The organism is Demequina sediminis (assembly GCF_030296675.1).
GTDB lineage: Bacteria > Actinomycetota > Actinomycetes > Actinomycetales > Demequinaceae > Demequina > Demequina sediminis.
In genome coordinates this window covers 175510-198281 of sequence record NZ_AP027736.1, presented here as the reverse complement: position 1 = coordinate 198281, position 22772 = coordinate 175510, and the positions used below count along the sequence as shown (strand labels likewise).

The window sequence follows — 22772 nt, the reverse complement described above, 5'->3', positions numbered from 1 at the left end:
GGGTCAGTCCTCCCGGTCCCACGCGGGGGCGATGCCACGCGCGTACTGGATCTCGTCATTGCTCTTGCCCGACGCGACCATGGGCCACACCATCGCGTCGCGCGACACGGTGAAGTCCACCACCACGGGCTGGTCGTCGATCTCGTTGGCGCGCTTGATCACCGCGTCGACGTCGGCATCGGACTCGCAGCGCAGGCCCACGCAGCCCATCGCCTCGGCGAGCTTCACGAAGTCGGGGACGCGGCGCGTGCCGTGACCCGTGTGCAGGTCCGTGTTCGAGTAGCGGCCCTCGTAGAACAGGGTCTGCCACTGGCGCACCATGCCCAGGCTCGAGTTGTTGATGATCGCGACCTTGATGGGGATCTCATTGATCGCGCACGTGACAAGTTCCTGGTTGGTCATCTGGAAGCAGCCGTCGCCGTCGATCGCCCACACCGTCTGGTCGGGCTGGCCCACCTGGGCGCCCATCGCGGCGGGGACCGAGAAGCCCATGGTGCCGAGGCCGCCCGAGTTGATCCAGGTGTTGGGGCGCTCGTACTTGATGAACTGGCTCGCCCACATCTGGTGCTGGCCCACGCCGGACGTGTAGATGGTGCTCTCCGGGTCGTTGAGCTCACCCAGGCGCTGGATCACGTGCTGCGGGCTCGACAGTCCGTCGTGCGTGGGCGTGTAGCCCAGCGCGTACGTCGAGCGCCAGTCGTCGAGCTGCGCCCACCAGGCCTCGAGGTCCGGCTTGCCGTGGCGCTCATGCTCCTGCGCGAGTGCGGGCACCAGCGCCTCGAAGACCTCCTTGAGGTCGCCGACGATCGGCACGTCCACCGCACGGTTCTTGCCGATCTCGGCGGGGTCGATGTCCGCGTGCACGATGGTCGCGTGCGGCGCGAAGCTGTCGAGGGCGCCGGTGACGCGGTCATCGAAGCGCGCGCCGAGCGAGACCACCAGGTCCGCCTTCTGCAGCGCCGCGACGGCCGCCACGGTGCCGTGCATGCCCGGCATGCCCAGGTGCTGCGGGTGGCTGTCGGGCAGCGCGCCGCGGGCCATGAGCGTCGTGACCACCGCCGCACCGGAGAGGTCCGTGAGCTTGCGCAGCCCTGCGCTCGCGCCGGAGCGGATCACGCCGCCACCCACATAGAGCACGGGCCGGCGGGCGGTCGCGAGCAGGCGCGCGGCCTCCTGCACCGTCTTGCTGTGCGGGCGGGCGCCCGCGTTGAAGCCGGGCAGCTCGATGCGGCCGGGCCACTGGAACGCGGCGGTGGCCTGCTGCGCGGACTTGGCGATGTCGACGAGCACCGGGCCGGGGCGGCCGTGGCTCGCGATGTAGAAGGCCTCCGCGATCGCGCGCGGGATGTCAGCGGCATCGGTCACCAGCACGTTGTGCTTGGTGATGGGGGCCGTGATGCCCACGATGTCCGCCTCCTGGAAGGCGTCCGTGCCGATCATTGCCGCACCCACCTGGCCGGTGATGGCCACCATGGGGATCGAGTCCATGTTCGCGTCGGCGATCGGGGTCACGAGGTTGGTCGCGCCGGGCCCCGAGGTCGCGATGCACACGCCGACCTTGCCGGTCGCGTGCGCGTAGCCCTGTGCCGCGTGGCCCGCGCCCTGCTCGTGGCGCACGAGGATGTGGCGCAGCCGCGTCGAGTCCATCAGGGGGTCGTACGTGGGCAGGATCGCCCCGCCGGGAAGACCGAAGACGTCCGTGACGCCGGCGTTCTCCAGCGCGCGGATGATCGCCTGTGCCCCCGTCATCTCGACGCCGTTGAGCGCGGGATCCGGGTTCGACTGCGGCGTGGGGTGCGCGAGCGAGGGAGTGCTCGACGCCTGGCGGGAGCGGGACGCTGGTGCGCCCGGCTTGGCCTGGACCTGTGCCATCTTCTCTCCTGGTGGTGGGTGGGAGGCGGGCCTCGCGTCCGCCTCGCATGAAGAAACCCCTGGGCCGAGGTGGCCTTCGGGGTCTGCGCGCGGACGATGCGTGGGTTAGGGGTGGCTGTCCGCGCGCCCGATAACTCGTACGAGGATCGTCTGCATGGTGAGACTCTACGCCCGGGGTGGGGGCGGTGTCGCCCCGCGGTCGCACAATCTCACATCTTGGTTCACCGTCTTGCATTCTAAGACGCAGTAGGCGGGCGTCGGCACCGGTGCCACGCGGCCCGCCCTTGCGCAGGTCACACATCTGACGACCGGTCCTCGCGCTCCAGACGGGAATCCGCGCGCACCCGGCGCCAGATGTGTGACCTCCGACGGGACGGGCGGCGGAGACGCGGGCGGGGGCGGGCGTCACGGAAAGGCACGGCACAACGAGCCGCCCGTCCCCCGCATTGACAGATTGTCAATAGCGCGCAGTGGTGGTCGCATGGACCAGGGCCGTTCCCGCGCAGGGCGCACCGGGCGCGCAGGGCGCACCGGGCGCACCGTCAAGGCGCCCCAGGTGCGCCGCGAGGAGATCGTCTCGGCAGCGCGCCGCCTGTTCGCCACGCAGGGAGTCCACGCGACCACGTTCCAGCACATCGCCGACGCGGTGGGCGTCACGCGAGGCCTGGTGTACCACTACGCGGGATCCACCCCCGAACTGGTCGAGATGGTGCTCGACGCATGTGTCTCCGACTTCGCCGATGACCTGCGCGCATGGGATGCGGCCCGCACACCCGGCGACATCGACGGCGCCGTGCGCGACTACATCGCGCTGTTCCACCGCCACCTGCCCGGTCGCGACGTCGAGCCGGGAGCGGACCCCGCCAGGGCATCGTCCGCTCCCCGGTCCCGCGCGTCGACGACGCCGGACTGTACGTCCGCTATGTCGACGCCTCCGTCGATGCGCTCCTCGCGGTCCTCGAGGCCACGACCATTCCCGCGTACGCGGCTCGCCACCGCATCGAGATCCGCCACGTGCGGGAGACGTTCGCGATGTTGCTTCACGGCCTGCTGGGCCTGATGCGCACGCGACCCGAGGTGGGCGACGACGTGCTCGCCGACCTCGTGCGCCAGACCCTCCGGCTGGCGCCCACCCCCTCCAGCGACCCCGGCCTGGACCCACCACTCGAAGGAGAGTGAGATGTTCCTGTTCGGAGACATCGGCTGGCAGGCCGCTGTCATGTTCTTTGTGGTGCTCGGCGCCCTGATCGGGCTCAACGAGCTGTCACGCCGCTCGAAGCTGTGGGGCCTCGGCCTCTTCGTGGCGGTGCCCCTGGTCCTCACGGTCTTCGTGTGGCCTCACACGGCAGGCGAGGGCTCCTCGACCGGCACGTGGTTCCACTGGGTCAAGGTGTATTCGGCGCTCGCCGGATGCCTGGGCTTCATGGCGATCCGCTACTACCCCCGCCTCGCGGCCAACCGCTGGGTGCTGCTGTTCCCGCCGCTGATTCTCGCGATCAACATCGCGGAGGCCGTCACGCGCGACTTCGAGGTCGCCGGCCTCACCGAGGGCATCCACGACGGCGCCTACATGGTGCCCGGCATCTGGAACACCATGAACGGCGTCGCGGGCATCCTCAACATCGTCACGATCTGCGGCTGGATGGGCATCTACATCTCGCGTGACAAGACCAAGGACATGATCTGGCCCGACATGCTGTGGTTCTGGATCATCGCGTACGACCTGTGGAACTTCGCGTACGTCTACAACTGCGTGGGTGACCACGCGTTCTACGCCGGCGCCGCGCTGCTGCTGTCCTGCACCATCCCGGCGTTTTTCCTGCGCAAGGGCGCCTGGCTCCAGCACCGGGCCCACACCCTCGCGTTCTGGATGATGTTCACGATGGCGTTCCCTGCGTTCGTGTCGACCTCGCAGTTCTCGGTCGACGCGTCGCACGACCCCACCGCGCTGTTCGTGGTCTCGGCACTGTCACTCGCCGCCAACGTCGCCGTCGTGATCTACCAGGCGCGGCGCATCATCTCGCGCCGCCTCAACCCGCTCACCCAGGAGCTCTACACGGATCACGCGAAGTTCCGCGAGGTCGTGGAGTCGATCCCCGGACGTGGGGACGACGCCGTGGAGGCGGCCGCTCCCGCCGTCGCCGGGGCGCGGGGCTAGGTCGGGAGGGGCTAGGTCGGGTAAGGCTCAGCCGCGCAAGACTCGACCGCGCGGGGCAACCCCCTCGCCACGTGCAGAAGTCACACCTCTGGTGACAGGTGTCCGCGATCCACATGGGGAGCGGCGCACACCCGGCGCCAGCGGTGTGACTTCTGGGCGGCGAGGGCCCAGCAACCCGCCGCTACGAGAGCACTGCGCCCTTCGACGCCGAGCCCACGAGCTTCTGGTACTTGCCCAGCACACCCTTGGTGAAGCGCGCGGGGATGGGCTCCCAGCCCTCCTTGCGCGCCTCGAGCTCCTCCGCGTCGACGTGCAGCTCGAGCGTGCCGTTGGCCACATCGAGCGTGATCCGGTCGCCGTCGCGCACGTATGCAATCGGTCCGCCGTCGACCGCCTCGGGGGCGATGTGCCCCACGCACAGCCCGGTGGTGCCGCCGGAGAAGCGGCCGTCCGTCACGAGCAGCACGTCCTTGCCCAGTCCCGCGCCCTTGATCGCGGCCGTGATCGCGAGCATCTCGCGCATGCCGGGGCCGCCCTTGGGGCCCTCGTAGCGGATGACCACGCAGTCACCCTTCTGAATCACTCCCGCCTCGAGAGCGTCGAGGGCCGCGCGCTCACGGTCGAACACGCGGGCGGTCGCCTCGAAGACGTCGTCGTCGAATCCGGCCGACTTCACCACGGCGCCCTCGGGCGCGAGTGAGCCCTTGAGGATCGTGATGCCGCCCGACTTGTGGATCGGGTTGTTGAGGGCACGCACCACGCGGCCGTCGATGGTCGCGGGCTTGAGCTCGGCCATGTTCTCCGCGAGCGTCTTGCCGGTCACGGTCATGACGTCGCCGTGCATGAGGCCCGCCTCGAGCAACGTGTTCATCACCGCGGGCACGCCGCCCACGCGGTCGACGTCGTTCATCACGAACTGGCCGAACGGCTTGAGGTCACCCAGGTGCGGAACCTTGGCGGCCACGCGGGAGAAGTCGTCGAGCGTGAGGTCGACCTCGGCCTCGTTGGCGATCGCGAGCAGGTGGAGCACCGCGTTGGTCGAGCCGCCGAACGCCATGACCACGGCGATCGCGTTCTCGAACGCCTCCTTGGTCATGATGTCGCGCGCGGTGATCCCCAGGCGCAGCATGTTCACCACGGCCTCGCCCGACTTGTGCGCGTAATAGTCGCGGCGGCGGTCGGCGCTGGGCGGCGACGCGGAACCGGGGATCGACATGCCGAGCGCCTCACCCACCGAGGCCATGGTGTTCGCGGTGTACATGCCGCCGCACGCGCCCTCGCCGGGGCAGATCGCCTTCTCGATCGCGAGGCGGTCCTCCTCCGACATGAGGCCGGCGGCGCACGCGCCCACGGCCTCGAACGCGTCGATCACCGTGACGTCCTTGGACGTGCCGTCGGAGAGCGTGACGTGCCCGGGCATGATCGAACCCGCGTAGAGGAACACGCTCGCGAGGTCGAGGCGTGCGGCGGCCATGAGCATGCCGGGAAGGGACTTGTCGCAGCCCGCGAGCAGGATGCTGCCGTCGAGGCGCTCGGCCATCATGACGGTCTCGACCGAGTCGGCGATGAGGTCACGCGACACCAGCGAGTAGTGCATGCCCTCGTGGCCCATCGAGATGCCGTCGGAGACGGAAATGGTGCCGAACTCGAGCGGATAGCCGCCGCCCGCGTGGACGCCGTTCTTCGACGCCGCCGCGAGGCGCTGCAGGGACAGGTTGCAAGGAGTGATCTCGTTCCACGAGGAGGCGATGCCAATCTGCGGCTTCGCGAAGTCCTCGTCACCGAGTCCGACGGCGCGCAGCATGCCGCGCGACGCGGTCGCCTCCAGGCCGTCCGTGACCTGGCGGGAGCGGGGCTTGATGTCGGGCGTCTCAGTCATAGCGCCGAGTGTAGGACCAGACGCGCGCGCGAGGGCGCCGCATCGTGGACACGGCGAGTGACGGACGATGCCGGGGCCGGCACCGCACTCAGGTGGCAGTCGGCAGGTCCATGCCCGGGGCATCGGCCGGGCGGGGGACAAAACCGTGGCGCGCGGAGAAGTCCGCACGACCCGTCGCGGCGAACAGTTGCACCTGCACCACGCCGGCGCGCTCGGCCGCGTCGACCAGGCGGCGCAGGATCCGCGCGGCTCACCGGCGTGACCAGCCGCACCTTGCGCCACTACGACGCGATCGGCCTGCTCACACCCGCGCACACCGGCGCCGACGGCAGGCGCCGCTACGGGGACACCGAACTCGCGCGGCTCCAGCACATTCTGGTGCTCCGCGAACTCGACGTGCCGCTCGAGACCATCGCCGCCATCGTCGACGGCGACGACCCCGCCACCACCGCCGCGCGTCTGCGCGACCACCACGAGGCGCTGCTCGCCCGGCGCGACCGCCTCACGACGCTTGCGGCGACCGTCGCACGCACGCTCACCCGCCTGGAGAAGGGACTTCCCATGACTGCCACTGACATGTTCGACGGCTTCGATCACGCACGCTACGAGCCCGAGGCGCGGGCGCGATGGGGGACGATGCCGTCGAGTCGTCGAACGCCCAGTGGGCCTCGCTCGGCGAGGGTGGTCGCGCCGCTCACCTCGCGGAGCACCGCGAGATCGCGGCAGCGTTGGGTCGCCTCGCGGCGGAGGGTGCGCAGGGGGCGGACGCCCGCGTGCAGGCGCTCGTGCAACGGCATCGCGCATGGGTGTCGACATTCTGGACGCCCGACGCGCAGGCCTATCGCGAGCTGGCCCGGATGTACGTCGAGGACGCACGGTTCAGGGCCACTTACGCCGCTCATGGCGAGGGCACCGCCGAGTTGCTGCGGGCAGGAATCGAGGCCGCCGTCGCCGAGTGAGGTTCGTCACTATCTGACACTTGTCGGGAATGCGCCTGGGAGGACAGACGTTACGGATCCCAACCGCGAGGGGGCGGCTGCAGTTCTTCCACTCCACCGTTGCCGAGGAAGGAATAGTCGATGCCGGTCATCGGTCTGCTGTTGGGTCAGTTGCCCGAGGTGCGCACCACGCGCCTGCTCTCGACGCTTCTCCACACCGTTGCCCCCCGGGGCACGACCGTGGTCGAACTCACCGCGTCGGACCTCCCACTCCACGCCCCGTACACGGACGCGCCCTTGCCCACCGCCGGCATCGCCCTGAAGCGCGCGATCGACGAGGTCGATGGCGTGCTGGTCCTCACTCCTACGCACGAGCGCTCGATACCCGGCGCGCTCAAGCACGCGATCGACTGGGCCACCGCGTCACCCTCGTCGCTCGTGGGCCGTCCGGTCGCGATCGCGGGTGCCGCCGCGCCTCGCGCCGGTTACTTTGCCGCGCTCACTCACCTGCGGACTGTCCTCAAGGACGCCGGAGCGACGGTCATGGGCCAGCCCGAGCATGCGCTCTCGGTCGACGCGGCATCGTTCGACGAGCACGGCGCGTGCGTCGACGCGGACCTCGAGGCGCAGGCCAAGGAGCTCCTCGCGGCGATCGCCGGCTTTGTGGTGCATCAAGCTCGCGCGTCGCTCGCGGCGGGCGAGCAGCCCGCGACGCCCGTCGCCCCGGTCACCCCCGCGACTCCCGCTCGCGGCCTCACCGCGCCGTCAGACCCGGTCGCGGCAGTACTCGCCGAACGCGCGCCGGGACCACCAAGCCCCACCGTGGGAATCCCGGCGTTCGTCGATGCCGTGTCGACCGCAGACCCCCTGGTAGAGACGAGCGACCCGCTCGCCGTCTCGCTGCGGACCGACTCCACCACGGGCGCACCCACACCCTGACTCGGCTCACCGCCGCGGCAACCGACTTCCGTAGACGCGTCACCTTCTGGAATAGTTGACGCGTCACCGTCGTTGCGGTGACCGTCCGGCACTGTTGTCGGAGCCTCCCACCACACCTTCAAGGAGACACCCATGCCCCGCATCGGCATCATCGTCGGATCGCGCTCGAGCGCGTCCATCAACCGCAACGTCGCCCGCGCGCTCCAGGCGCTCGCCCCCGCCGGCGCCGAGCTCGTCGAGCTCGACTACAGCGACCTCCCCGTGTACTCCCCCGACTTCGACGCGGACTACCCGACGGCCGCACGAGAGTGGAAGGCCGCGATCGAGGGCGTCGACGGCATCATCATCGTCACCCCCGAGTACCTCCGCTCGATCCCCGGCGCGCTCAAGAACGCGATCGACTGGGCCTCGCGCCCGTGGGGCACCAACTCCTTCAACGGCAAGCCCGTCGCGATCGCCGGCGCCTCGATCGGCTCGATCGGCACCGCCGCCGCGCAGCAGCACCTGCGCGCGATCCTCGGCCACCTCAACGCCCCCACGCTCGGCCAGCCCGAGGTCTTCCTGCACTACACGCCCGCGGCCTTCGACGCCGAGGGTGCGCTGGTGGACGAGGGCGTGAAGGCGATCCTGACCGGCTTCGTGGCCGCCGCCGTCGCGCACGTCGAGCAGTACGCCGCACAGGGCGCCACCGCGTAACGCGCACCACTCTGCACGAGCGTCGCGGCCCCGTCGGAATCATCCGGCGGGGCCGCCGCGTTGTGGGGTCATGACCCTGGCAGGCTGGCGCGCATGACCGAGATGTGGTGGATCCGGCGTGATGCACGCCTCGCGGACAATCCGGCGCTGCTCGGCGCGCAAGAGCACGGCCCCGCGGCGGCCGTGTTCGCGTGGACCCCTCCGATCGATCAGTGGTCGGGACGCCGCCGCGCGCACCTCGCACGCGTGCTGTCGAGCCTGCGCGAGGCCACCGGAGGGGCGGTGGGGATCCGCCGCGACCGCGCGGACAACGCCGTGCTCGCCGTGGCACGCGAGCACGACTCCCGTGTGGTGTGGGCCTCCCGCGAGTACTCCCCCGCAGGAATCCGCGCACAGGAGGCCGTGCAGCGCGCCCTCGCCGACGACGGGCGCGAGCTGAGGTTCGTCGGTTCGCCGTATGCGGTCGCCCCCGGCCGTGTGGTCAAGAATGATGGCGACGAGTACCGCGTCTTCACGCCGTTCTCGCGTGCGTGGCGCGAACACGGCTGGCGCGCCCCCGCGCACGCGGCGGACCCCGACTACCTCGCGGCGGTCGACTCGGACGTCGACCTGGAGGCCGAGGCGGCACGCGGGGACAGCGAGGACCCCCTGGCGGAACCGGTCGAGGCGCGCGAGGCGGGCGTGCTCGACGCGTGGCACGAGTTCGTCGAGAACGGCCTGGGCGCCTACGCGGCCGAGCGCGACCGCCCCGATCTCGAGTCGACGTCGCGACTCTCGGTGCCGCTCGCGTTCGGGCAGATCCACTCACGCACAGTGCTGGCCGCGACCGGCGCGATACGCGGTGACGCCGCGCGCAAGTTCGAGTCCGAGGTGGCGTGGCGCGAGTTCCACGCGGACGTGCTCTTCCGCCATCCGCGCGCGCAACGCGAGTCGCTCACCCCCGTGATCCCCGAGGATGCGTGGGCTCGGGACGACGAGTCCGCCGATGCCTGGGCCGCCTGGCGCGACGGCCGGACCGGCTACCCCTTGGTGGATGCGGGGATGCGCGAGCTTGCGGCGACCGGCACCATGCACAACCGCGTCCGCATGGTGGTCGCATCCTTCCTGGTTAAGGACCTCCACGTGCCGTGGCAGCGCGGAGCGGACCATTTCCGCCGCGCACTGCTCGACTACGACCACGCGCAGAACCAGCTCAACTGGCAGTGGGTCGCGGGCACGGGGCGCGATGCGGCGCCGTACTTCCGTATCTTCAATCCCGAGTCTCAGGCCGCGAAGTTCGACCCCGAGCGCCGGTACGTGCGGCGCTGGATCTCCGAACTCGACACGCCGGACTACCCCTCCCCGATCGTCGACCACGCCACCGAGCGCGCGGCCTCGCTCGCGGACTTCCAGCGCGGCAAGGCGCTCCGCGCGGGCTGACGCACGCCGGCTGACGCACCCACCCGCGAGACTCGCGCATCGTTCCCCCGTGGTGTCCGATTTCCGCGAGCCCGGTCACGGAGGATGCGTCACACTCGTGCCTATGTGGGACGACTCGATGCGCTATGCGGTGATCCGCGGCAAGGACGCGCGTTACGACGGTCAGTTCTTCACCGCGGTCCGCACCACGGGCATCTACTGCCGGCCGTCGTGTCCCGCGCGCACCCCCGCGCGCGCCAACGTGACCTTCTTTCCCAGCGCCGCGGCCGCGCAGCGCGCGGGTTACCGCTCGTGCCGCCGATGCTTCCCCGACGACACCCCCGGCTCCCCGCGGTGGCGCGTGGGCGAGGACGTCGCGAGCCGCGCGATGCGTCTCATCGAGGACGGGGTCGTGGATCGCGAGGGTGTCGCCGGGCTCGCGCGGCGGCTGGGCTACACCGAGCGCCACGTGTCTCGCGTCCTCACGGATCAGCTGGGCGCCGGCCCGCTGGCCCTCGCGGTCGCTCACCGCCTGCAGCACGCCCGCACCCTGCTCGAGACCACCCCGATGCCCGTCGCGGACGTCGCCTTCGCCGCCGGCTTTGGGTCGGTGCGCCAGTTCAATGATGCCGCGCGCACCTCATGGGATCTCACGCCGTCCCAGGTGCGCGGTCGCGCGAGCGCCCGCGGCACCGCACTGGCCGGGGGCGCCGGGGGCGCCGCGGGCGAGATTCGCCTGCGCCTGCGTCACCGCGAGCCCGCCGACGTCCCGCGCGCACTGGCATTCCTGGGGGCGCGCGCGATCGCGGGCGTCGAGGCGTGGGACGGAGAGGAGTATGCGCGGACGATGCTCCTGCCGCACGGCGGCGCGACGGTGCGCCTGCGCGCGGGCGCGGGGCATGTCGCGGCAAGCCTGTCGCTCGCCGACGTGCGCGACCTGGGCGCGGCGGTGGCACGGTGCAGGAGGCTGCTCGATCTCGACGCGGATCCGATCGCGATCGACGCGACGCTCGGCGAGTCTGCGGCAATGGCTGCCCTCGCGGCTGCCGCACCGGGGCTACGCGTGCCCGGCGCCGTCGACGGATTCGAGATCGCAGTGCGTGCGATCGTGGGCCAGCAGGTGAGCGTCGCGGGGGCGCGGAGGACGCTTGGGACGATGGTCGAGCGGTGGGGAGGAGTGAGCGTCCCCCATGGCCCCAGGGAGGCCGGATCGGAAGTCCTGAGCGTCCCGAACCGGGTCTTCCCTGGCGCGGAGGCGCTCGCGGACGTCGATCCCGGAGTGGGGCTCATGCCACGCTCGCGCTGGAGTGCCGTGTCCGCCGTCGCGCGCGCGGTGCTCGACGGTTCGCTCGACCTCTCCCCCGGCGCGGACCGCGCCCACACCCGCGCCGCGTTGCTCGACCTGCCGGGCATCGGGCCGTGGACCGCGGACTACATCGCGATGCGCGCCCTCGGCGATCCCGATGCCCTACCGTTCACGGACCTCATCCTTCAGCGCGCGAGCGGTCTCGACGCGCGCGGACTCGCCCACGCGGCGGAGTCCTGGCGGCCATGGCGTGCGTACGGCGCGATCCACCTGTGGACCGCGAGCGCGGAGGGGCGTCTGCCTGGTTCGACGCGCGCGACACCGGCCGCCCGCGTAGCCTGAACCCATGGCGGACAATCAGGTGGACGTCTGGATGGCCCACTACGACAACCCCATGAAAGTGGTGGTCGAGAGGGTCCGACGCATCCTGCTGACCGCGGACGATCGCATCGAAGAGTGCATCAAGTGGCAGGCACCCACGTTCACCTATCGAGGCAACCTCGCGAGCTTCTTCCCAAGTCCAAGGACCACGCCACCCTCATGTTTCACCAGGGCGCGCTCATCCCGGGGCGCTATCCGCACCTCCTCGGCAGCGGGCGCGAGGCGCGTTCGATGCAGTTCGTGTCGATCCACGAGGCCGAGGAGAGGCGCGACGAACTCACCGAGATCGTCAAGGCCTGGATCGCGTTGCGCGACGAACAGGCGGGGCAGCAACTCTGAGGGGCGGCGCCTTCCCCGCGACGGTCGCGCTACGCGGGGAAGGCGCCCATCATCACGAAGTTGACGGGATCGTCCCCATGGCGGCGCGCCTCGATCTGGCGGTGGACCAGGCCCGTGTAGCGACGGTCCGTGAGTCGCTCGACGCCCGCGACGTGAGGGACCACAATGCAGCGCGGCGCCGTCCAGAGCGGGTGCCCCGCGGGCAGCGGCTCGGGGTCGGTGACGTCGAGCGCGGCCCGCAGGCGACCGGACTCGAGCTCCGCCACCAAGGCCGCCGTGTCCACCACCTTGCCGCGACCGACGTTGATGAGCAGGGCATCGTCCTTCATCGCCGCGAGGAAACGGGCGTCCACCAGGCGGTCCGTGTCCTCGGTGTGTGGCGTGACCACGATCACGATGTCGTGGTGAGGCAGCAGGCTGAGCAGGTCGCTCGCGGCGTGCACCAGCGTGCCGTCAGGGGCAAGACGCGCGGTGCGGGCGACTCCTTCAACGTGGGCCTCGCACGCGCGCAGGCGAGCGCCGATCGCCTCGCCGATGCTCCCGTAGCCCACCACGAGAACCCGCGTGTCCGCGAGGCTGGGGGCGTCGAAGTCCGGCGCCCACTCGCCACGGCGCTGCGCCTCAAGGAACTGCGGAAGCCGCCGCTGAGAGGCGAGGGCGAGCAGCAGGGCCATCTCCGCGACGCGCGTGTCGTGCACGCCGCGAGCGTTTGCGAGGGAGACGCCGGGCGGGACGAAGGGCACCGCGTGCTCGAAACCGGCCGAGGGGATCTGGATCACCTTGAGGTCGGGACAGTCGGCAAGGCGGCCGTAGACGGTGCGGCCTCCCGTGTAGTGCGCGAGGCACGCGATCGTGACGCGCTCACGCTCGGCGGGCGGAACGTCCTCGACCGCCGGATCCCACACGATCACCCTGGCATCGGGACCGGGGTGACCCAGGGCATCGGCAACCTCCTGCGTGGGAACCGAGACGGTGATCATGTCGCCAGTGTGCCAGCGGCGTCACAGCGCGCGCAGCGCGACTCCCGCGGGGTCGGCGAGCAGCGGGGCGAAGGCGCGCTCCGCGGCGCCGATCAGCAGCCGATTGCCGCCGAGCGCCGCGCGGGCGATCGCCACGTCCTCGGCATCGGGCCGGAACGCGAGGTCGCGCACTCCCGTCTCGATCGCGGCGCGCCGCTCGTCGTACAGCGCACCCAGGTATCCGCCGAGCACCACCAGGTCCGGGTCGAACGCGACCTCGAGGTTGGCGATCGCCGCCGCAAGGATGCCCGCGAGAGCATCCAGCGCGGACGCCTCGTGGCCCGCGGCGTCGAGCCGCTCGGCGTTGAGCTCCGTCTCGAGGCACCCCGCGCGTCCGCATGAGCAGCGCTCGCCGTCGGAGCGAATCATCATGTGGCCGAACTCGCCGCCGTAGCCGCGCCCGCCGCGCAGCATGCGTCCCCCGATGAGCGCGGCGCCGCCGATTCCCGAGGCGGAGCCGTTGAGGTACACCACGGTGTCGACGCCGCGGGCGGCGCCATAGCTCCACTCGGCACGCAGCCCCAGGTTCGCGTCGTTGCCGACGGTCGCGGGCAGGTCGAGCGCCTCCTGCAGCGCGGTCGCGAGCCTCACTCCGCGCCAGCCCAGGTGGGGGCGTCGACCACGGTGTCGCCGTCGACCGCGACCAGTCCGGGCACGGCGGCAGCGACTCCCGCGACGCGCGCGTCGCCCAGGTCGCGCGCGAGCTCGCGGGCAGCGGACTGCGCGAAGACGACGGCCTCCTCGGGGCTAGGCGACGACACGACCGACTTGCGCCTGCGCGCCACGACGGAACCGTCGATCGCGACCGCTCCGAGTTCGAGCGCATCGACGTCCGGGTGCAGCGCGAGCGCGACGACATCGGTGCGCGGACGGACGATGAGGCTCGGCCGACCGACGGCGCCCGTCTCCTCGGCCGCATCCTCGATCACGAGGCCCAGCTCGGCGAGCTCGGCGACCAGGCCGCCGATGGTCGAGCGGTTGAGGCCCGTGTCGCGCGTGAGCTGCGCGCGCGTCAGCGGACCGCCGTAGTGCACCGCAGTGAGCAGGGCGGACAGATTGTGGCGTCGCGTGTGGTCGTTGCGGCTGCCGCGCGCGGGCGCCACCCGCGGCGTGTCCGACCCCGCACGTTCCTCAGCCATCTGCTCCTCCTCCGTGCCCGTCAGTATGCCCGCTCCGGCGCACCCCGCCGCACCGCGTCAGCGTCATGTCCGCCACCGCCCGGGCATCGTCCCCTCTCCGTTTTGACAGGACCCCTCTGCGGGGATATGTTTTATGCGGGAACATTTTAACCCGATTCAACGACGATAGGAGAGGCGCGATGTCGCTCACCCCCACCCCGGCCGACAAGTTCACGTTTGGTCTGTGGACCATTGGCTGGAACGCTCAGGACCCCTTCGGCTCCGCGACGCGCGGCCCGCTCGACGCCGTGACCGCGATCCACACGCTCTCCGAGCTGGGCGCGTACGGCATGACGTTCCACGATGACGACCTCTTCCCGTTCGCCTCGACCGACGCGGAGCGCCGCGCCGCGATCGACGCGCTGAAGAAGGCGTGCGAGGAGACCGGGATGACCATCCCGATGATTACCACGAACACGTTCTCGCACCCGGTCTTCAAGGACGGCGGCGTCACCTCGAACGCCCGCGACGTGCGCCGCTTCACGATCCGCAAGATCCTGCGCAACATCGACCTGGCCGCGGAACTGGGCGCCAAGACCTTCGTGATGTGGGGCGGCCGCGAGGGCGCCGAGTACGACTTCTCCAAGGACATCCGCGTCGCGCTCGAGCGCTACCGCGAGGCCGCCAACATCTTCGGTCAGTACGTGATCGACCAGGGCTACGACATCAAGTTCGCGATCGAGCCCAAGCCCAACGAGCCCCGCGGCGACATCCTGCTGCCGACCGTCGGTCACGCGATGGCCTTCATCAACACGCTTGACCACCCCGAGCTGGTGGGCCTCAACCCCGAGGTGGGCCACGAGCAGATGGCCGGACTCAACTTCACCGCTGGCATCGCTCAGGCGCTCGATCACGGCAAGCTCTTCCACATCGACCTCAACGGTCAGCGCGGCATCAAGTACGACCAGGACCTGGTCTTCGGCCACGGCGACCTGTTCAACGCGTTCTCGCTGGTCGACCTGCTCGAGAACGGTGGGCCCAACGGCGGCGCCGCGTACACGGGCCCCCGACACTTCGACTACAAGCCCTCGCGCACCGAGGACATCGACGGCGTGTGGGAGTCCGCGAAGGCGAACATGCGCATGTACCTGCTGCTCAAGGAGCGCGCGGCCGCGTTCCGCGCCGACCCCGAGGTGCAGGAGGCCATTGCGGCCACCCGCCAGCTCGAGCTCGCGCAGACCACGCTGAACGAGGGCGAGACCGTCGCCGACCTGCTCGCGGACACCTCCGCCTACGAGCAGTTCGACGCGGACGCGTACTTCGACGGCAAGGGCTTCGGGTTCGTCCGCCTGCAGCAGCTCGCCGCCGAGCACCTGATGGGCGCTCGCTAACCAGCCTCCTCGACCCAGGCGCCCGCCCCGTCAGTGCACCCGGACGGGGCGGGCGCCGCTCTCGTCTCACGACGAGGACTGAGTGTCCCGAACCGCGCTCTTCGGCGAGGATTCGAGTACTCAGTGTCCCGAACAGTAGATCGTGCGTGAAGGAAGACCCCATGACCCTCGTTGTCGGCGTCGACTCGTCCACTCAGTCCTGCAAGGTCGTCATCCGCGACCTCGACACCGGCGCCGTGGTGCGCACGGGGAGGGCGTCTCACCCCGACGGCACCTCGGTCGACCCCGAGCGCTGGTGGGATGCGCTGCAGACCGCGCTCGCCGAGGCGGGCGGCCTCGCCGACGTCGCGGCGATCTCCGTGGGGGCCAGCAACACGGCATGGTCGCGCTCGACGCGGCGGGAGCCGTGGTACGCGACGCGCTGCTCTGGAACGACACCCGGTCCGCCGGCGCCGCCGCCTCCTGATCGAGGAGTTCGGGGCCGATGCCCTGGCCGAGCGGACGGGACTGGTGCCCGTCGCCTCCTTCACCTCTACCAAGCTGCGCTGGCTGCGCGACGCGGAGCCCGAGAACGCCGCGCGGGTCGCGGCGGTGGCGCTGCCTCACGACTGGCTCACCTGGCGGCTACGCGGATACGGACCCGAGGGCGAGTCGCCGCTCGGTCCGGTGCTCGAGGAGCTCACGACGGACCGCTCGGACGTCTCGGGCACCGGCTACTGGAACCCCGCGACCGGCGAGTACGACCGCGATCTGTTGGTGGCGGCGCTGGGGCACGATGCCGTGGTCCCGCGGGTGCTCGGACCCGGCGAGCGCGCGGGCTCGGTCCACGGACTGGAGTGCGTCGTCGGCCCCGGCGCGGGCGACAACGCCGCCGCCGCGCTGGGACTCGGCGCGACGGTGGGCGACGTGGTCGTGTCGCTCGGCACGTCCGGAACCGTCTTCGCGGTCACCGAGCAGGGCTTCCGCGACGCGACGGGAATTGTCGCGGGCTTCGCGTCCGCCTCGGGAGAGCACCTTCCCCTGGTGTGCACCCTCAACGCGTCGCGCGTGCTCGATGCCTTCGCGCGGGTCCTGGCCGTGGGCTACGACGAGCTCGGCACCCTCGCGCTCGAGGCCGAGCCGGGCGCGGGCGGACTCACACTGGTCCCCTACTTCGAGGGCGAGCGCACCCCCAACCTTCCCGACGCTACGGCGACGCTGTCCGGCATGACCCTCGCCAACACCTCGCGCGCGAACATGGCGCGGGCGGCGATCGAGGGCATGCTGGCGGCTCAGGCCGTGGGGCTCGAGGCGATCCTGTCCGCGGGCGTGGTCGCCAAGCGCGCGCTCCTCGTGGGCGGCTCCGCGCAGAACGCTGCGGTGCAGGCGATCGCGGCCCAGGTCTTCGACGTCCCCGTCGAGGTGCCCGAGCCAGGCGAGTATGTCGCCGCCGGCGCGGCCGTGCAGGCGGCGTGGGCGCTGACGGGATCGCGACCCGAGTGGCCCCTCGCGGTGGTTGCCTCGCCCGCGAAGGACACGCGGCCGGAGATCATGGCGGCCTACGCCGTCGCGGCCGGGGCGTACCTGAGCTAACGCTGCGCGGGTACCGGCGCGTCGAGTGCGGGGTTGTCGAGTGCAGCGTTGTCGAGCGCCAGCGCCTGCGGCGCCGCGACCGGCGCGGCGGGGAAGATGATCTTGAAGACCGGGAAGTAGATCATCAGCTGCACGCCGCCGTTGATCACCGTGACGAGCAGGTTGTAGACGGCGGGATCCGCCCACTCCTTCACGAGCGGCACGTACAGGCTCATGAGGAAGCTGCACAGCACCGTGATGAGCACCAGCGCCACCACGTACCACGCGAGCTGGAACCCGACGCGTCCCTTCGACCGGAACACCACGTTGCGCTGCAGCGGGAAGTTCACTCCCTGCGAGATGACCAGCATGAGCACGAAGGCGACGAAGTAGCTCAGGCCACCCAGCGCATCCCCCGTGGCGGGGTAGTCGAACACGTACGTGTCGAGCGGGCCGAGGGTGACGTGAAGGAACTGGGCCGGGATGGAGCCCCAGTCGGTCGCCCGGAAGAGGACGCCGGGAAGGAACGTGAGCAGCAGGTACTGCAGCGCGGCCACGACAAACGACAAGCCCGAGAACTTGATGATCTCGGCCACCACGGTGTGCTCGGCGCTGAAGTCTCGCCATCGCTGGGCGGGCGTCCGGTCGAGTGTCATGGGCCGTCTCCTCGTGGGCGTCGTGCGGGAGCGGCGCGTGCAGCGCGCCGCGGTGCACGCTAGCGCGGGACGGGGTGCCCGCCGCCCCCTCACTCACAACCTGTCGCCGCTGCGGCTCAACCTGTCGTGGCGGCGCGCGAGCGCGCGACGCGAGAAATGCCTTGGCCTACGCCGCCGCTGTGAAGGCCTCGGCCGGGAGGCACTTCGAGGACAGCTCAAGGATCTGCGAGCGGTCCGGGTACATCCACAGCTCCGCGGCCCATGCGGCGCGGAGAACAGGGCACGCGCGGGGGTCTCGCCGTGAAAGGCCTCCCACAGCTTCTTGTCCTTGGCCGTTCCCTTCATGCTCGCGGAGCGGACGTAGCCCCCGGCATGGCGTCGACCTCGACGCCGAACGCACGGTCGCTGCGCAGGTCCTCGCCGAGGTCGGCCGGGTTGATGGGACGCAGCTTGATCACGGTGTCCCCCTCCTTGCCCTGGATGCGCCGCGCGCGCACCACGACGCCGTGGCGGTTGAGCAGGAGGTCGGGGGTGTCGAAGAAGGCCACCTGTCGCAGCTCGGCCTCCAGCGGGTCCATCCCAAGCCGTTGGACCACGCGCCGGCGGTCGGCGCCGGGCACGGTCGCCTTGAGCTCGACCGAGTCGGAGCCGGGCAGGAGGGCGAGCACCTCGCCGAGGTGCTCGGCGGTGAGGTCCGGCAATGGTGCGCCGGTCGTCGTTGGAGCGGACATGGCGCACTCTTCCGGTCGGACCTGGGGGCGACGTTGCCACCTCCGCCAGGAGAAAACCGCACGGCAGGTGCTCGCCTGTCGGCTCGGAACGCCCCTACGCCGGGCCGAGGTCCAGGCGACGCAACAGCTGCGCGTTGAGCGCCACCACGATGGTCGACAGACTCATCGCGATCGCCGCGACAGCGGGCGGCATGGTGACTCCCGCCCACCCCAGCGCACCCGCCGCGACCGGAATCGCGATCGCGTTGTAGCCGGTCGCCCACACCAGGTTCTGGCGCATCTTCCGGTAGCTCGCGCGCGACAGGTCGATCACACTCAACACCGCGCGGGGATCGGAACCCGCGAGCACGACGCCGGCCGCCTCGATCGCGACATCTGTGCCGGCCCCGATCGCCAGGCCCACGGTCGCACGGGCGAGAGCGGGGGCGTCGTTCACCCCGTCGCCGACCATCGCGACCCGACGCCCGCGCGCCTGAAGATCGCCGACTGCCTGATCCTTGTCCTCGGGCAGCACCTCCGCGAAGACGTCGTCGATGCCCAGTTCCTCCCCGACCGCGTCCGCGACCGACCGCGCGTCGCCCGTGATGAGCGCCACGCGAATGCCGCGCGCGTGGAGCGCGTCGACCGCGGCACGCGATTCGGGCCGGATCGGGTCGGCGGTGGTGAACGCCCCCACTACGGCGCCGTCGACCACCACGTGAAGCACCGCGCCGCCTCGCGACCGCCACCGGTCCGTGGCCTCGCGCAGCACCGGCGCCGCCTCGAGATCGAGACTGTCGAGGAGCGCGGGCCCTCCCACGGCGACCGCACGCTCGCCCACGGCGGCGCGCACGCCGCGTCCGGGCATCGTCTCGATGTCGCGGGCCTCCGGGACGTCCAGGCCCCTGTCGCGCGCCGCGTCGACCACCGCACGTCCGATCGGATGCTCGGAGTCCGACTCGGCGCCCGCGGCGAGCGCGAGGACCCGGTCCTCGTCCCAGCCGTCAACGGTCGCGACCTCGGTGAGCTCATGCGAGCCGCGCGTGAGGGTCCCCGTCTTGTCGAACAGGACGGTGTCGACGGTGCGCATCGCCTCGAGAGCGGCGGTGTCCTTGACCAGGATCCCGTGCCGCGCGCTCGACGAGGTCGCGATCGCGATCACGAGCGGGATCGCGAGTCCGAGCGCGTGTGGGCACGCGATGACCAGTACCGACACGGCCGCGGTGAGGCCACCGGTCGGATTGCCCGCGATGAGGTGTGCCGCGAGCGTGATCCCCGCTGCAGCGAGGGCGATCCAGAACAGCCACGCCGCGGCACGATCCGCAAGCCTGCGGGTCCCCGAGCGCGACTCCTGTGCCCCCGCGACCAGTCGCTGGATCCCGGCAAGGGCCGTCGCCTCGCCCACCGCCGTGACCTCGACGCGCAACGACGCATCGGTCGCGACGGTGCCGGCCACGACGGGATCGCCTTCCCCTTGCGCACCGGGGCGGACTCGCCCGTGATCATCGACTCGTCGACGCTGGCCTCACCACGGGTCACCCGCCCGTCCGCGGGGATGCGCGCGCCGGGCCGGACCACCACCACGTCGCCCTCGCGCAGGCCGCTCAGGCTCACGTGCTCGGTGCCGTCGGCGGTGACGCGCTCGGCGTCGTCGGGCAGCAACTCGGCGAGCGCCTGCAGCGCCCCGCGCGCCTGCCCCACCGCCTTCATCTCCTGCCAGTGGCCCAACAGCATCACCACGATCAGCGCGGCCAGCTCCCACCAGAAGTCGAGCTCCCCCACGCCGAGCGTGGCGGCCGCCGAGGCAAGAAACGCGACGGTGATCGCGAGCGAGATGAGCGTCATCATGCCCGGCCGGCGCCGCGTGAGCTCGTCCCGCCAGGCCATGGTGAGGAACGGGCTGCCGCCCCACAGGTAGATCACCGTGCCGAGTACGGGCGGGATCCACGCCGTGCCGGGAAGGTCGTAGCCCAGCCAATGCTCGACCATCCCCGAGGTCGCGATCACCGGCACCGCAAGGATCAGGTTCCACCAGAACAGGCGACGGAACAGGTCCGCGTGGCCAGAATGGTCGGTGCCATGAGCGTGCGCATCATGGGACTGGGTGCCTCCGGACGATGCCGGGGCCGGGTGGGCGTGTGCGTGGGCTGGGGACATGGGGACCTCCGTAGGTCGAGCCGTCCCGACCACCATATTCCTTCCAGTTGGAGAGAAGGTCAAGGGGCGGAGGCGACGCGCGCTACGGCAGCTCGGGCAGCACGAAGCGCCACCCCTCGGCGAGCCGCTCGTCGACGACCTCGATGACGGCGTCCACCGTCCCGCCTCGCGGTCCCCCGCCGTCGTGCACCAACACGAGCTCGCCCGGAGTCATCGCGAGCCGCAGCCGCGACGCGAGCACGGCCGGGTCCTGGTCGACCCAATCCTCGATGGTGTTGACCACGTCGAGCGGCTGCATCCCCAGCGCCACGGCGACGGCGGCGGTCTGGCCCCATGAGCCGTTGGGCGCGCGCCAATACGGCACGGGCACCTCATCGCCCACGGCGCCCTCGATGATCTCGAGAGCGCGCAGCATGTCGTCGCGCACGTCGAGCACGTTCCACTCGCCCATGTCCGCGAACGACGTCGAGTGGTTGCACAGCACGTGCCCCTCCGCCACGATGCGCCGCAGCACATCGGCGCCCGACGGGATGAGTGTGCCGTCGGCCGCGATGCCGGACGGCCTCAGGATCTCCGCGCCGATCACGGCGAACACCGCCCGGATCCCGCGGTCGCGCAGGAAGTCCAGGAGGCGCATCGTGTCGAGCCCGTTGGGGCCGTCGTCGAAGGTGAGCGCGCACGCGGGGGCCGACAATGCAAGACCCCCGCTCGCGACGCGGCGAACGGGGGTCTGGCTGAGCATGCGCGCCCCTAGCCCTCGACGCCCGCGCGCTGCAGGATGATCTCCCGCACGCGTCCGGCATCGGCCTGACCCTTGGTGGCCTTCATCACGGCGCCCACGATCGCGCCGGCGGCCTGCACCTTGCCGTCGCGGATCTTGTCGAGCACCTCGGGCTGCGAGGCCAGGGCCTCGTCGACCGCCGCCTCAAGGGCCGAGTCGTCCGAGACCACCTCGAGGCCGCGTGCGGCGACCACCTCGGCGGGAGAACCCTCGCCCGCGAGTACGCCCTCGAGCACCTGGCGCGCGAGCTTGTCGTTGATGCGACCCGAGTCCACCAGCCCCTGCAGCTCGGCCACGGCGGCCGGGGTCACGGGCAGCGAGCCCAGCTCGACCTCGCGGTCGTTTGCGACCCGCGACAGCTCACCCATCCACCACTTACGGGCAGCCTGGGGAGCCGCGCCAGCGGCGACCGTGTCCGCGATCAGGACCAGGGCATCGGCGGCCACCGCGTCCCTCATCTCGAGATCGCTGAAGCCCCACTCCTCGCGCAGGCGCGCCCGCATCTTGGCGGGGTGCTCGGGGAGGGTCGCGCGGAGCTCCTCGACCCACTCGCGCGACGGCTCGACGGGCAGCAGGTCGGGCTCGGGGAAGTAGCGGTAGTCCTCCGCCTCCTCCTTCGAGCGACCCGGCGTGGTGGAGGAGGTGTCCTCATGCCAGTGGCGGGTCTCCTGAATCACCGGCTCGCCGTTGAGCAGCAGCACCGCCTGGCGCGCGGCCTCGTAGCGCACGGCACGCTCGACGGCGCGCAGCGAGTTGACGTTCTTGGTCTCGGAGCGCTTGCCGAAGGGGATGTCGTCCTGCGACTCGCCCGCGACGGCCTTGGGGCGCAGCGACAGGTTGACGTCCGCGCGCACCGAGCCCTGCTCCATGCGGCCATCCGAGATCCCCAGCGCGCGCACGATGTCCCTGATGGTCGCGACGTATGCGCGCGCTACCTCGGCGGTGCGGTCTCCCATGCCCGTGATGGGCTTGGTGACGATCTCGACCAGGGGCACGCCACCGCGGTTGTAGTCCACGAGCGAGTAGTCGGCGCCCTGGATGCCTCCCGAGCCGCCCACGTGCGTGTTCTTGCCCGCGTCCTCTTCGATGTGCGCGCGCTCGATGCCCACGGTCACCACCGTGCCGTCGTCGAGCACCACGTCGAGGGCGCCCTCATAGCAGGTCGGCTCGTCGTACTGCGAGATCTGGTAGTCCTTCGACAGGTCAGGGTAGAAGTAGTTCTTCCTGGCAAAGCGCGAGGACTCGCGGATCGAGCAGCCGAGCGACAGGCCCAGGCGGATCGCGGACTCGACGGCCTTCTCGTTGGTGACGGGCATCGCGCCGGGCAGACCGAGGCACACCGGGCACACCTGCGTGTTGGGCTCCGCGCCGAACTCGTTGGCGCAGCCGCAGAACATCTTGGTCTTGGTGTTGAGCTCGACGTGGACCTCGATGCCGAAGACCGGGTCGAACTCCTCCATCGCCTGCTCGTACGTCATCGTGG

General features: G+C 71.0%; 19 protein-coding genes and 3 pseudogenes. 12 read left to right on the top strand and 10 right to left on the bottom strand.

Annotated features, from left to right (window positions below):
* Positions 1 to 3: 3 nt before the first annotated feature.
* Positions 4 to 1872, bottom strand: coding sequence for an acetolactate synthase large subunit (locus QUE44_RS00960; protein WP_286215387.1), 1869 nt, complete (start codon positions 1870 to 1872; stop codon positions 4 to 6).
* 481 nt (positions 1873 to 2353) lie between these two features.
* On the opposite strand from QUE44_RS00960, the gene QUE44_RS00955 reads away from it, so the two are divergent.
* From QUE44_RS00955 to QUE44_RS00945, 3 genes are read left to right on the top strand one after another with little or no spacing between them, the layout of a single operon-like run.
* Complete coding sequence (locus QUE44_RS00955) at positions 2354 to 2932, top strand: TetR/AcrR family transcriptional regulator (protein ID WP_286215386.1); 579 nt, start codon at positions 2354 to 2356, stop codon at positions 2930 to 2932.
* Complete coding sequence (locus tag QUE44_RS00950; protein ID WP_286215385.1) at positions 2905 to 3051, top strand: hypothetical protein; 147 nt, start codon at positions 2905 to 2907, stop codon at positions 3049 to 3051. Before QUE44_RS00955 ends, QUE44_RS00950 begins: the two co-directional genes overlap by 28 nt.
* Before the next feature lies 1 nt (position 3052).
* Positions 3053 to 4030 carry a DUF5692 family protein gene (locus QUE44_RS00945; RefSeq protein ID WP_286215383.1) on the top strand — a complete coding sequence of 326 codons (978 nt, stop codon included), beginning with the start codon at positions 3053 to 3055 and terminating at the stop codon, positions 4028 to 4030.
* A gap of 181 nt (positions 4031 to 4211) precedes the next feature.
* On the opposite strand, the gene ilvD is transcribed toward QUE44_RS00945, so the two are convergent.
* Entirely contained in the window at positions 4212 to 5909 is a 1698-nt protein-coding gene (ilvD, locus tag QUE44_RS00940) for a dihydroxy-acid dehydratase (protein WP_286215382.1), read from the bottom strand.
* A 255-nt stretch (positions 5910 to 6164) separates the two neighbouring features.
* Here ilvD and QUE44_RS13810 point away from each other — a divergent pair.
* The 7 genes and pseudogenes from QUE44_RS13810 to QUE44_RS00910 form a co-directional block, all read left to right on the top strand.
* Positions 6165 to 6326: pseudogene (locus tag QUE44_RS13810) on the top strand (MerR family transcriptional regulator); the annotation flags it as partial.
* 209 nt (positions 6327 to 6535) lie between these two features.
* A complete protein-coding gene (locus QUE44_RS00935; RefSeq protein WP_286215380.1) occupies positions 6536 to 6868 on the top strand; it encodes a TipAS antibiotic-recognition domain-containing protein in 333 nt (110 codons plus the stop codon).
* Between the two features lie 120 nt (positions 6869 to 6988).
* Positions 6989 to 7786 (top strand): NADPH-dependent FMN reductase, encoded by a 798-nt coding sequence (locus QUE44_RS00930; RefSeq protein WP_286215379.1) that lies wholly within the window; start codon positions 6989 to 6991, stop codon positions 7784 to 7786.
* A 132-nt stretch (positions 7787 to 7918) separates the two neighbouring features.
* On the top strand, positions 7919 to 8482 hold the full coding sequence (locus QUE44_RS00925) for an NADPH-dependent FMN reductase (RefSeq protein ID WP_286215378.1): 564 nt from the start codon (positions 7919 to 7921) through the stop codon (positions 8480 to 8482).
* Positions 8483 to 8575: 93 nt separating this feature from the next.
* Positions 8576 to 9901, top strand: coding sequence for a cryptochrome/photolyase family protein (locus tag QUE44_RS00920; protein ID WP_286215377.1), 1326 nt, complete (start codon positions 8576 to 8578; stop codon positions 9899 to 9901).
* A gap of 103 nt (positions 9902 to 10004) precedes the next feature.
* Complete coding sequence (locus QUE44_RS00915; RefSeq protein WP_286215376.1) at positions 10005 to 11528, top strand: DNA-3-methyladenine glycosylase 2 family protein; 1524 nt, start codon at positions 10005 to 10007, stop codon at positions 11526 to 11528.
* A 123-nt stretch (positions 11529 to 11651) separates the two neighbouring features.
* Positions 11652 to 11906 carry a hypothetical protein gene (locus QUE44_RS00910; protein WP_286215375.1) on the top strand — a complete coding sequence of 85 codons (255 nt, stop codon included), beginning with the start codon at positions 11652 to 11654 and terminating at the stop codon, positions 11904 to 11906.
* Positions 11907 to 11935: 29 nt separating this feature from the next.
* Here QUE44_RS00910 and QUE44_RS00905 read toward each other — a convergent pair whose 3' ends face one another.
* From QUE44_RS00905 to QUE44_RS00895, 3 genes are read right to left on the bottom strand one after another with little or no spacing between them, the layout of a single operon-like run.
* The gene (locus QUE44_RS00905) at positions 11936 to 12886 is read right to left on the bottom strand and encodes a 2-hydroxyacid dehydrogenase (RefSeq protein ID WP_286215374.1); all 951 of its coding nucleotides are present in this window, start codon (positions 12884 to 12886) and stop codon (positions 11936 to 11938) included.
* Between the two features lie 21 nt (positions 12887 to 12907).
* On the bottom strand, positions 12908 to 13516 hold the full coding sequence (locus QUE44_RS00900; protein ID WP_286215373.1) for an ROK family protein: 609 nt from the start codon (positions 13514 to 13516) through the stop codon (positions 12908 to 12910).
* Entirely contained in the window at positions 13513 to 14064 is a 552-nt protein-coding gene (locus QUE44_RS00895; protein WP_286215372.1) for a MarR family transcriptional regulator, read from the bottom strand. Before QUE44_RS00895 ends, QUE44_RS00900 begins: the two co-directional genes overlap by 4 nt.
* A gap of 179 nt (positions 14065 to 14243) precedes the next feature.
* Here QUE44_RS00895 and xylA point away from each other — a divergent pair, with 179 nt between their 5' ends.
* Together xylA and QUE44_RS00885 are read left to right on the top strand one after the other, a co-directional pair.
* Entirely contained in the window at positions 14244 to 15434 is a 1191-nt protein-coding gene (gene xylA, locus QUE44_RS00890) for a xylose isomerase (RefSeq protein ID WP_286215371.1), read from the top strand.
* 161 nt (positions 15435 to 15595) lie between these two features.
* Positions 15596 to 17006, top strand: a pseudogene (locus QUE44_RS00885) (xylulokinase).
* Here the strand turns inward: QUE44_RS00885 and QUE44_RS00880 are convergent.
* The 5 genes and pseudogenes from QUE44_RS00880 to gatB form a co-directional block, all read right to left on the bottom strand.
* Positions 17003 to 17641 carry a hypothetical protein gene (locus tag QUE44_RS00880; protein ID WP_286215370.1) on the bottom strand — a complete coding sequence of 213 codons (639 nt, stop codon included), beginning with the start codon at positions 17639 to 17641 and terminating at the stop codon, positions 17003 to 17005. The pseudogene QUE44_RS00885 and the gene QUE44_RS00880 overlap by 4 nt on opposite strands.
* Before the next feature lie 341 nt (positions 17642 to 17982).
* Positions 17983 to 18372: a CYTH domain-containing protein gene (locus QUE44_RS00875; RefSeq protein ID WP_286215369.1), complete on the bottom strand. Its 390-nt coding sequence runs from the start codon at positions 18370 to 18372 to the stop codon at positions 17983 to 17985.
* A gap of 94 nt (positions 18373 to 18466) precedes the next feature.
* Positions 18467 to 20508: pseudogene (locus tag QUE44_RS00870) on the bottom strand (heavy metal translocating P-type ATPase).
* 82 nt (positions 20509 to 20590) lie between these two features.
* Positions 20591 to 21250, bottom strand: a complete 660-nt coding sequence (locus QUE44_RS00865; RefSeq protein WP_286215368.1) for a polysaccharide deacetylase family protein — start codon at positions 21248 to 21250, stop codon at positions 20591 to 20593.
* 8 nt (positions 21251 to 21258) lie between these two features.
* The gene (gene gatB, locus QUE44_RS00860; protein WP_286216795.1) at positions 21259 to 22767 is read right to left on the bottom strand and encodes an Asp-tRNA(Asn)/Glu-tRNA(Gln) amidotransferase subunit GatB; all 1509 of its coding nucleotides are present in this window, start codon (positions 22765 to 22767) and stop codon (positions 21259 to 21261) included.
* Positions 22768 to 22772: the final 5 nt, after the last annotated feature.

Bases quoted from the DNA above. Each gene is read 5' to 3' on its own strand.
- QUE44_RS00895 (WP_286215372.1), bottom strand. From the start codon at position 14,064: ATGGCTGAGGAACGTGCGGGGTCGGACACGCCGCGGGTGGCGCCCGCG.
- QUE44_RS00955 (WP_286215386.1), top strand. From the start codon at position 2,354: ATGGACCAGGGCCGTTCCCGCGCAGGGCGCACCGGGCGCGCAGGGCGC.
- QUE44_RS00920 (WP_286215377.1), top strand. From the start codon at position 8,576: ATGACCGAGATGTGGTGGATCCGGCGTGATGCACGCCTCGCGGACAAT.
- QUE44_RS00930 (WP_286215379.1), top strand. From the start codon at position 6,989: ATGCCGGTCATCGGTCTGCTGTTGGGTCAGTTGCCCGAGGTGCGCACC.
- QUE44_RS00875 (WP_286215369.1), bottom strand. From the start codon at position 18,372: ATGTCCGCTCCAACGACGACCGGCGCACCATTGCCGGACCTCACCGCC.
- QUE44_RS00950 (WP_286215385.1), top strand. From the start codon at position 2,905: ATGTTGCTTCACGGCCTGCTGGGCCTGATGCGCACGCGACCCGAGGTG.
- QUE44_RS00925 (WP_286215378.1), top strand. From the start codon at position 7,919: ATGCCCCGCATCGGCATCATCGTCGGATCGCGCTCGAGCGCGTCCATC.
- ilvD (WP_286215382.1), bottom strand. From the start codon at position 5,909: ATGACTGAGACGCCCGACATCAAGCCCCGCTCCCGCCAGGTCACGGAC.
- QUE44_RS00945 (WP_286215383.1), top strand. From the start codon at position 3,053: ATGTTCCTGTTCGGAGACATCGGCTGGCAGGCCGCTGTCATGTTCTTT.
- QUE44_RS00960 (WP_286215387.1), bottom strand. From the start codon at position 1,872: ATGGCACAGGTCCAGGCCAAGCCGGGCGCACCAGCGTCCCGCTCCCGC.
- QUE44_RS00935 (WP_286215380.1), top strand. From the start codon at position 6,536: ATGGGGGACGATGCCGTCGAGTCGTCGAACGCCCAGTGGGCCTCGCTC.
- gatB (WP_286216795.1), bottom strand. From the start codon at position 22,767: ATGACGTACGAGCAGGCGATGGAGGAGTTCGACCCGGTCTTCGGCATC.
- QUE44_RS00915 (WP_286215376.1), top strand. From the start codon at position 10,005: ATGTGGGACGACTCGATGCGCTATGCGGTGATCCGCGGCAAGGACGCG.
- QUE44_RS00880 (WP_286215370.1), bottom strand. From the start codon at position 17,641: ATGACACTCGACCGGACGCCCGCCCAGCGATGGCGAGACTTCAGCGCC.
- QUE44_RS00865 (WP_286215368.1), bottom strand. From the start codon at position 21,250: ATGCTCAGCCAGACCCCCGTTCGCCGCGTCGCGAGCGGGGGTCTTGCA.
- xylA (WP_286215371.1), top strand. From the start codon at position 14,244: ATGTCGCTCACCCCCACCCCGGCCGACAAGTTCACGTTTGGTCTGTGG.
- QUE44_RS00905 (WP_286215374.1), bottom strand. From the start codon at position 12,886: ATGATCACCGTCTCGGTTCCCACGCAGGAGGTTGCCGATGCCCTGGGT.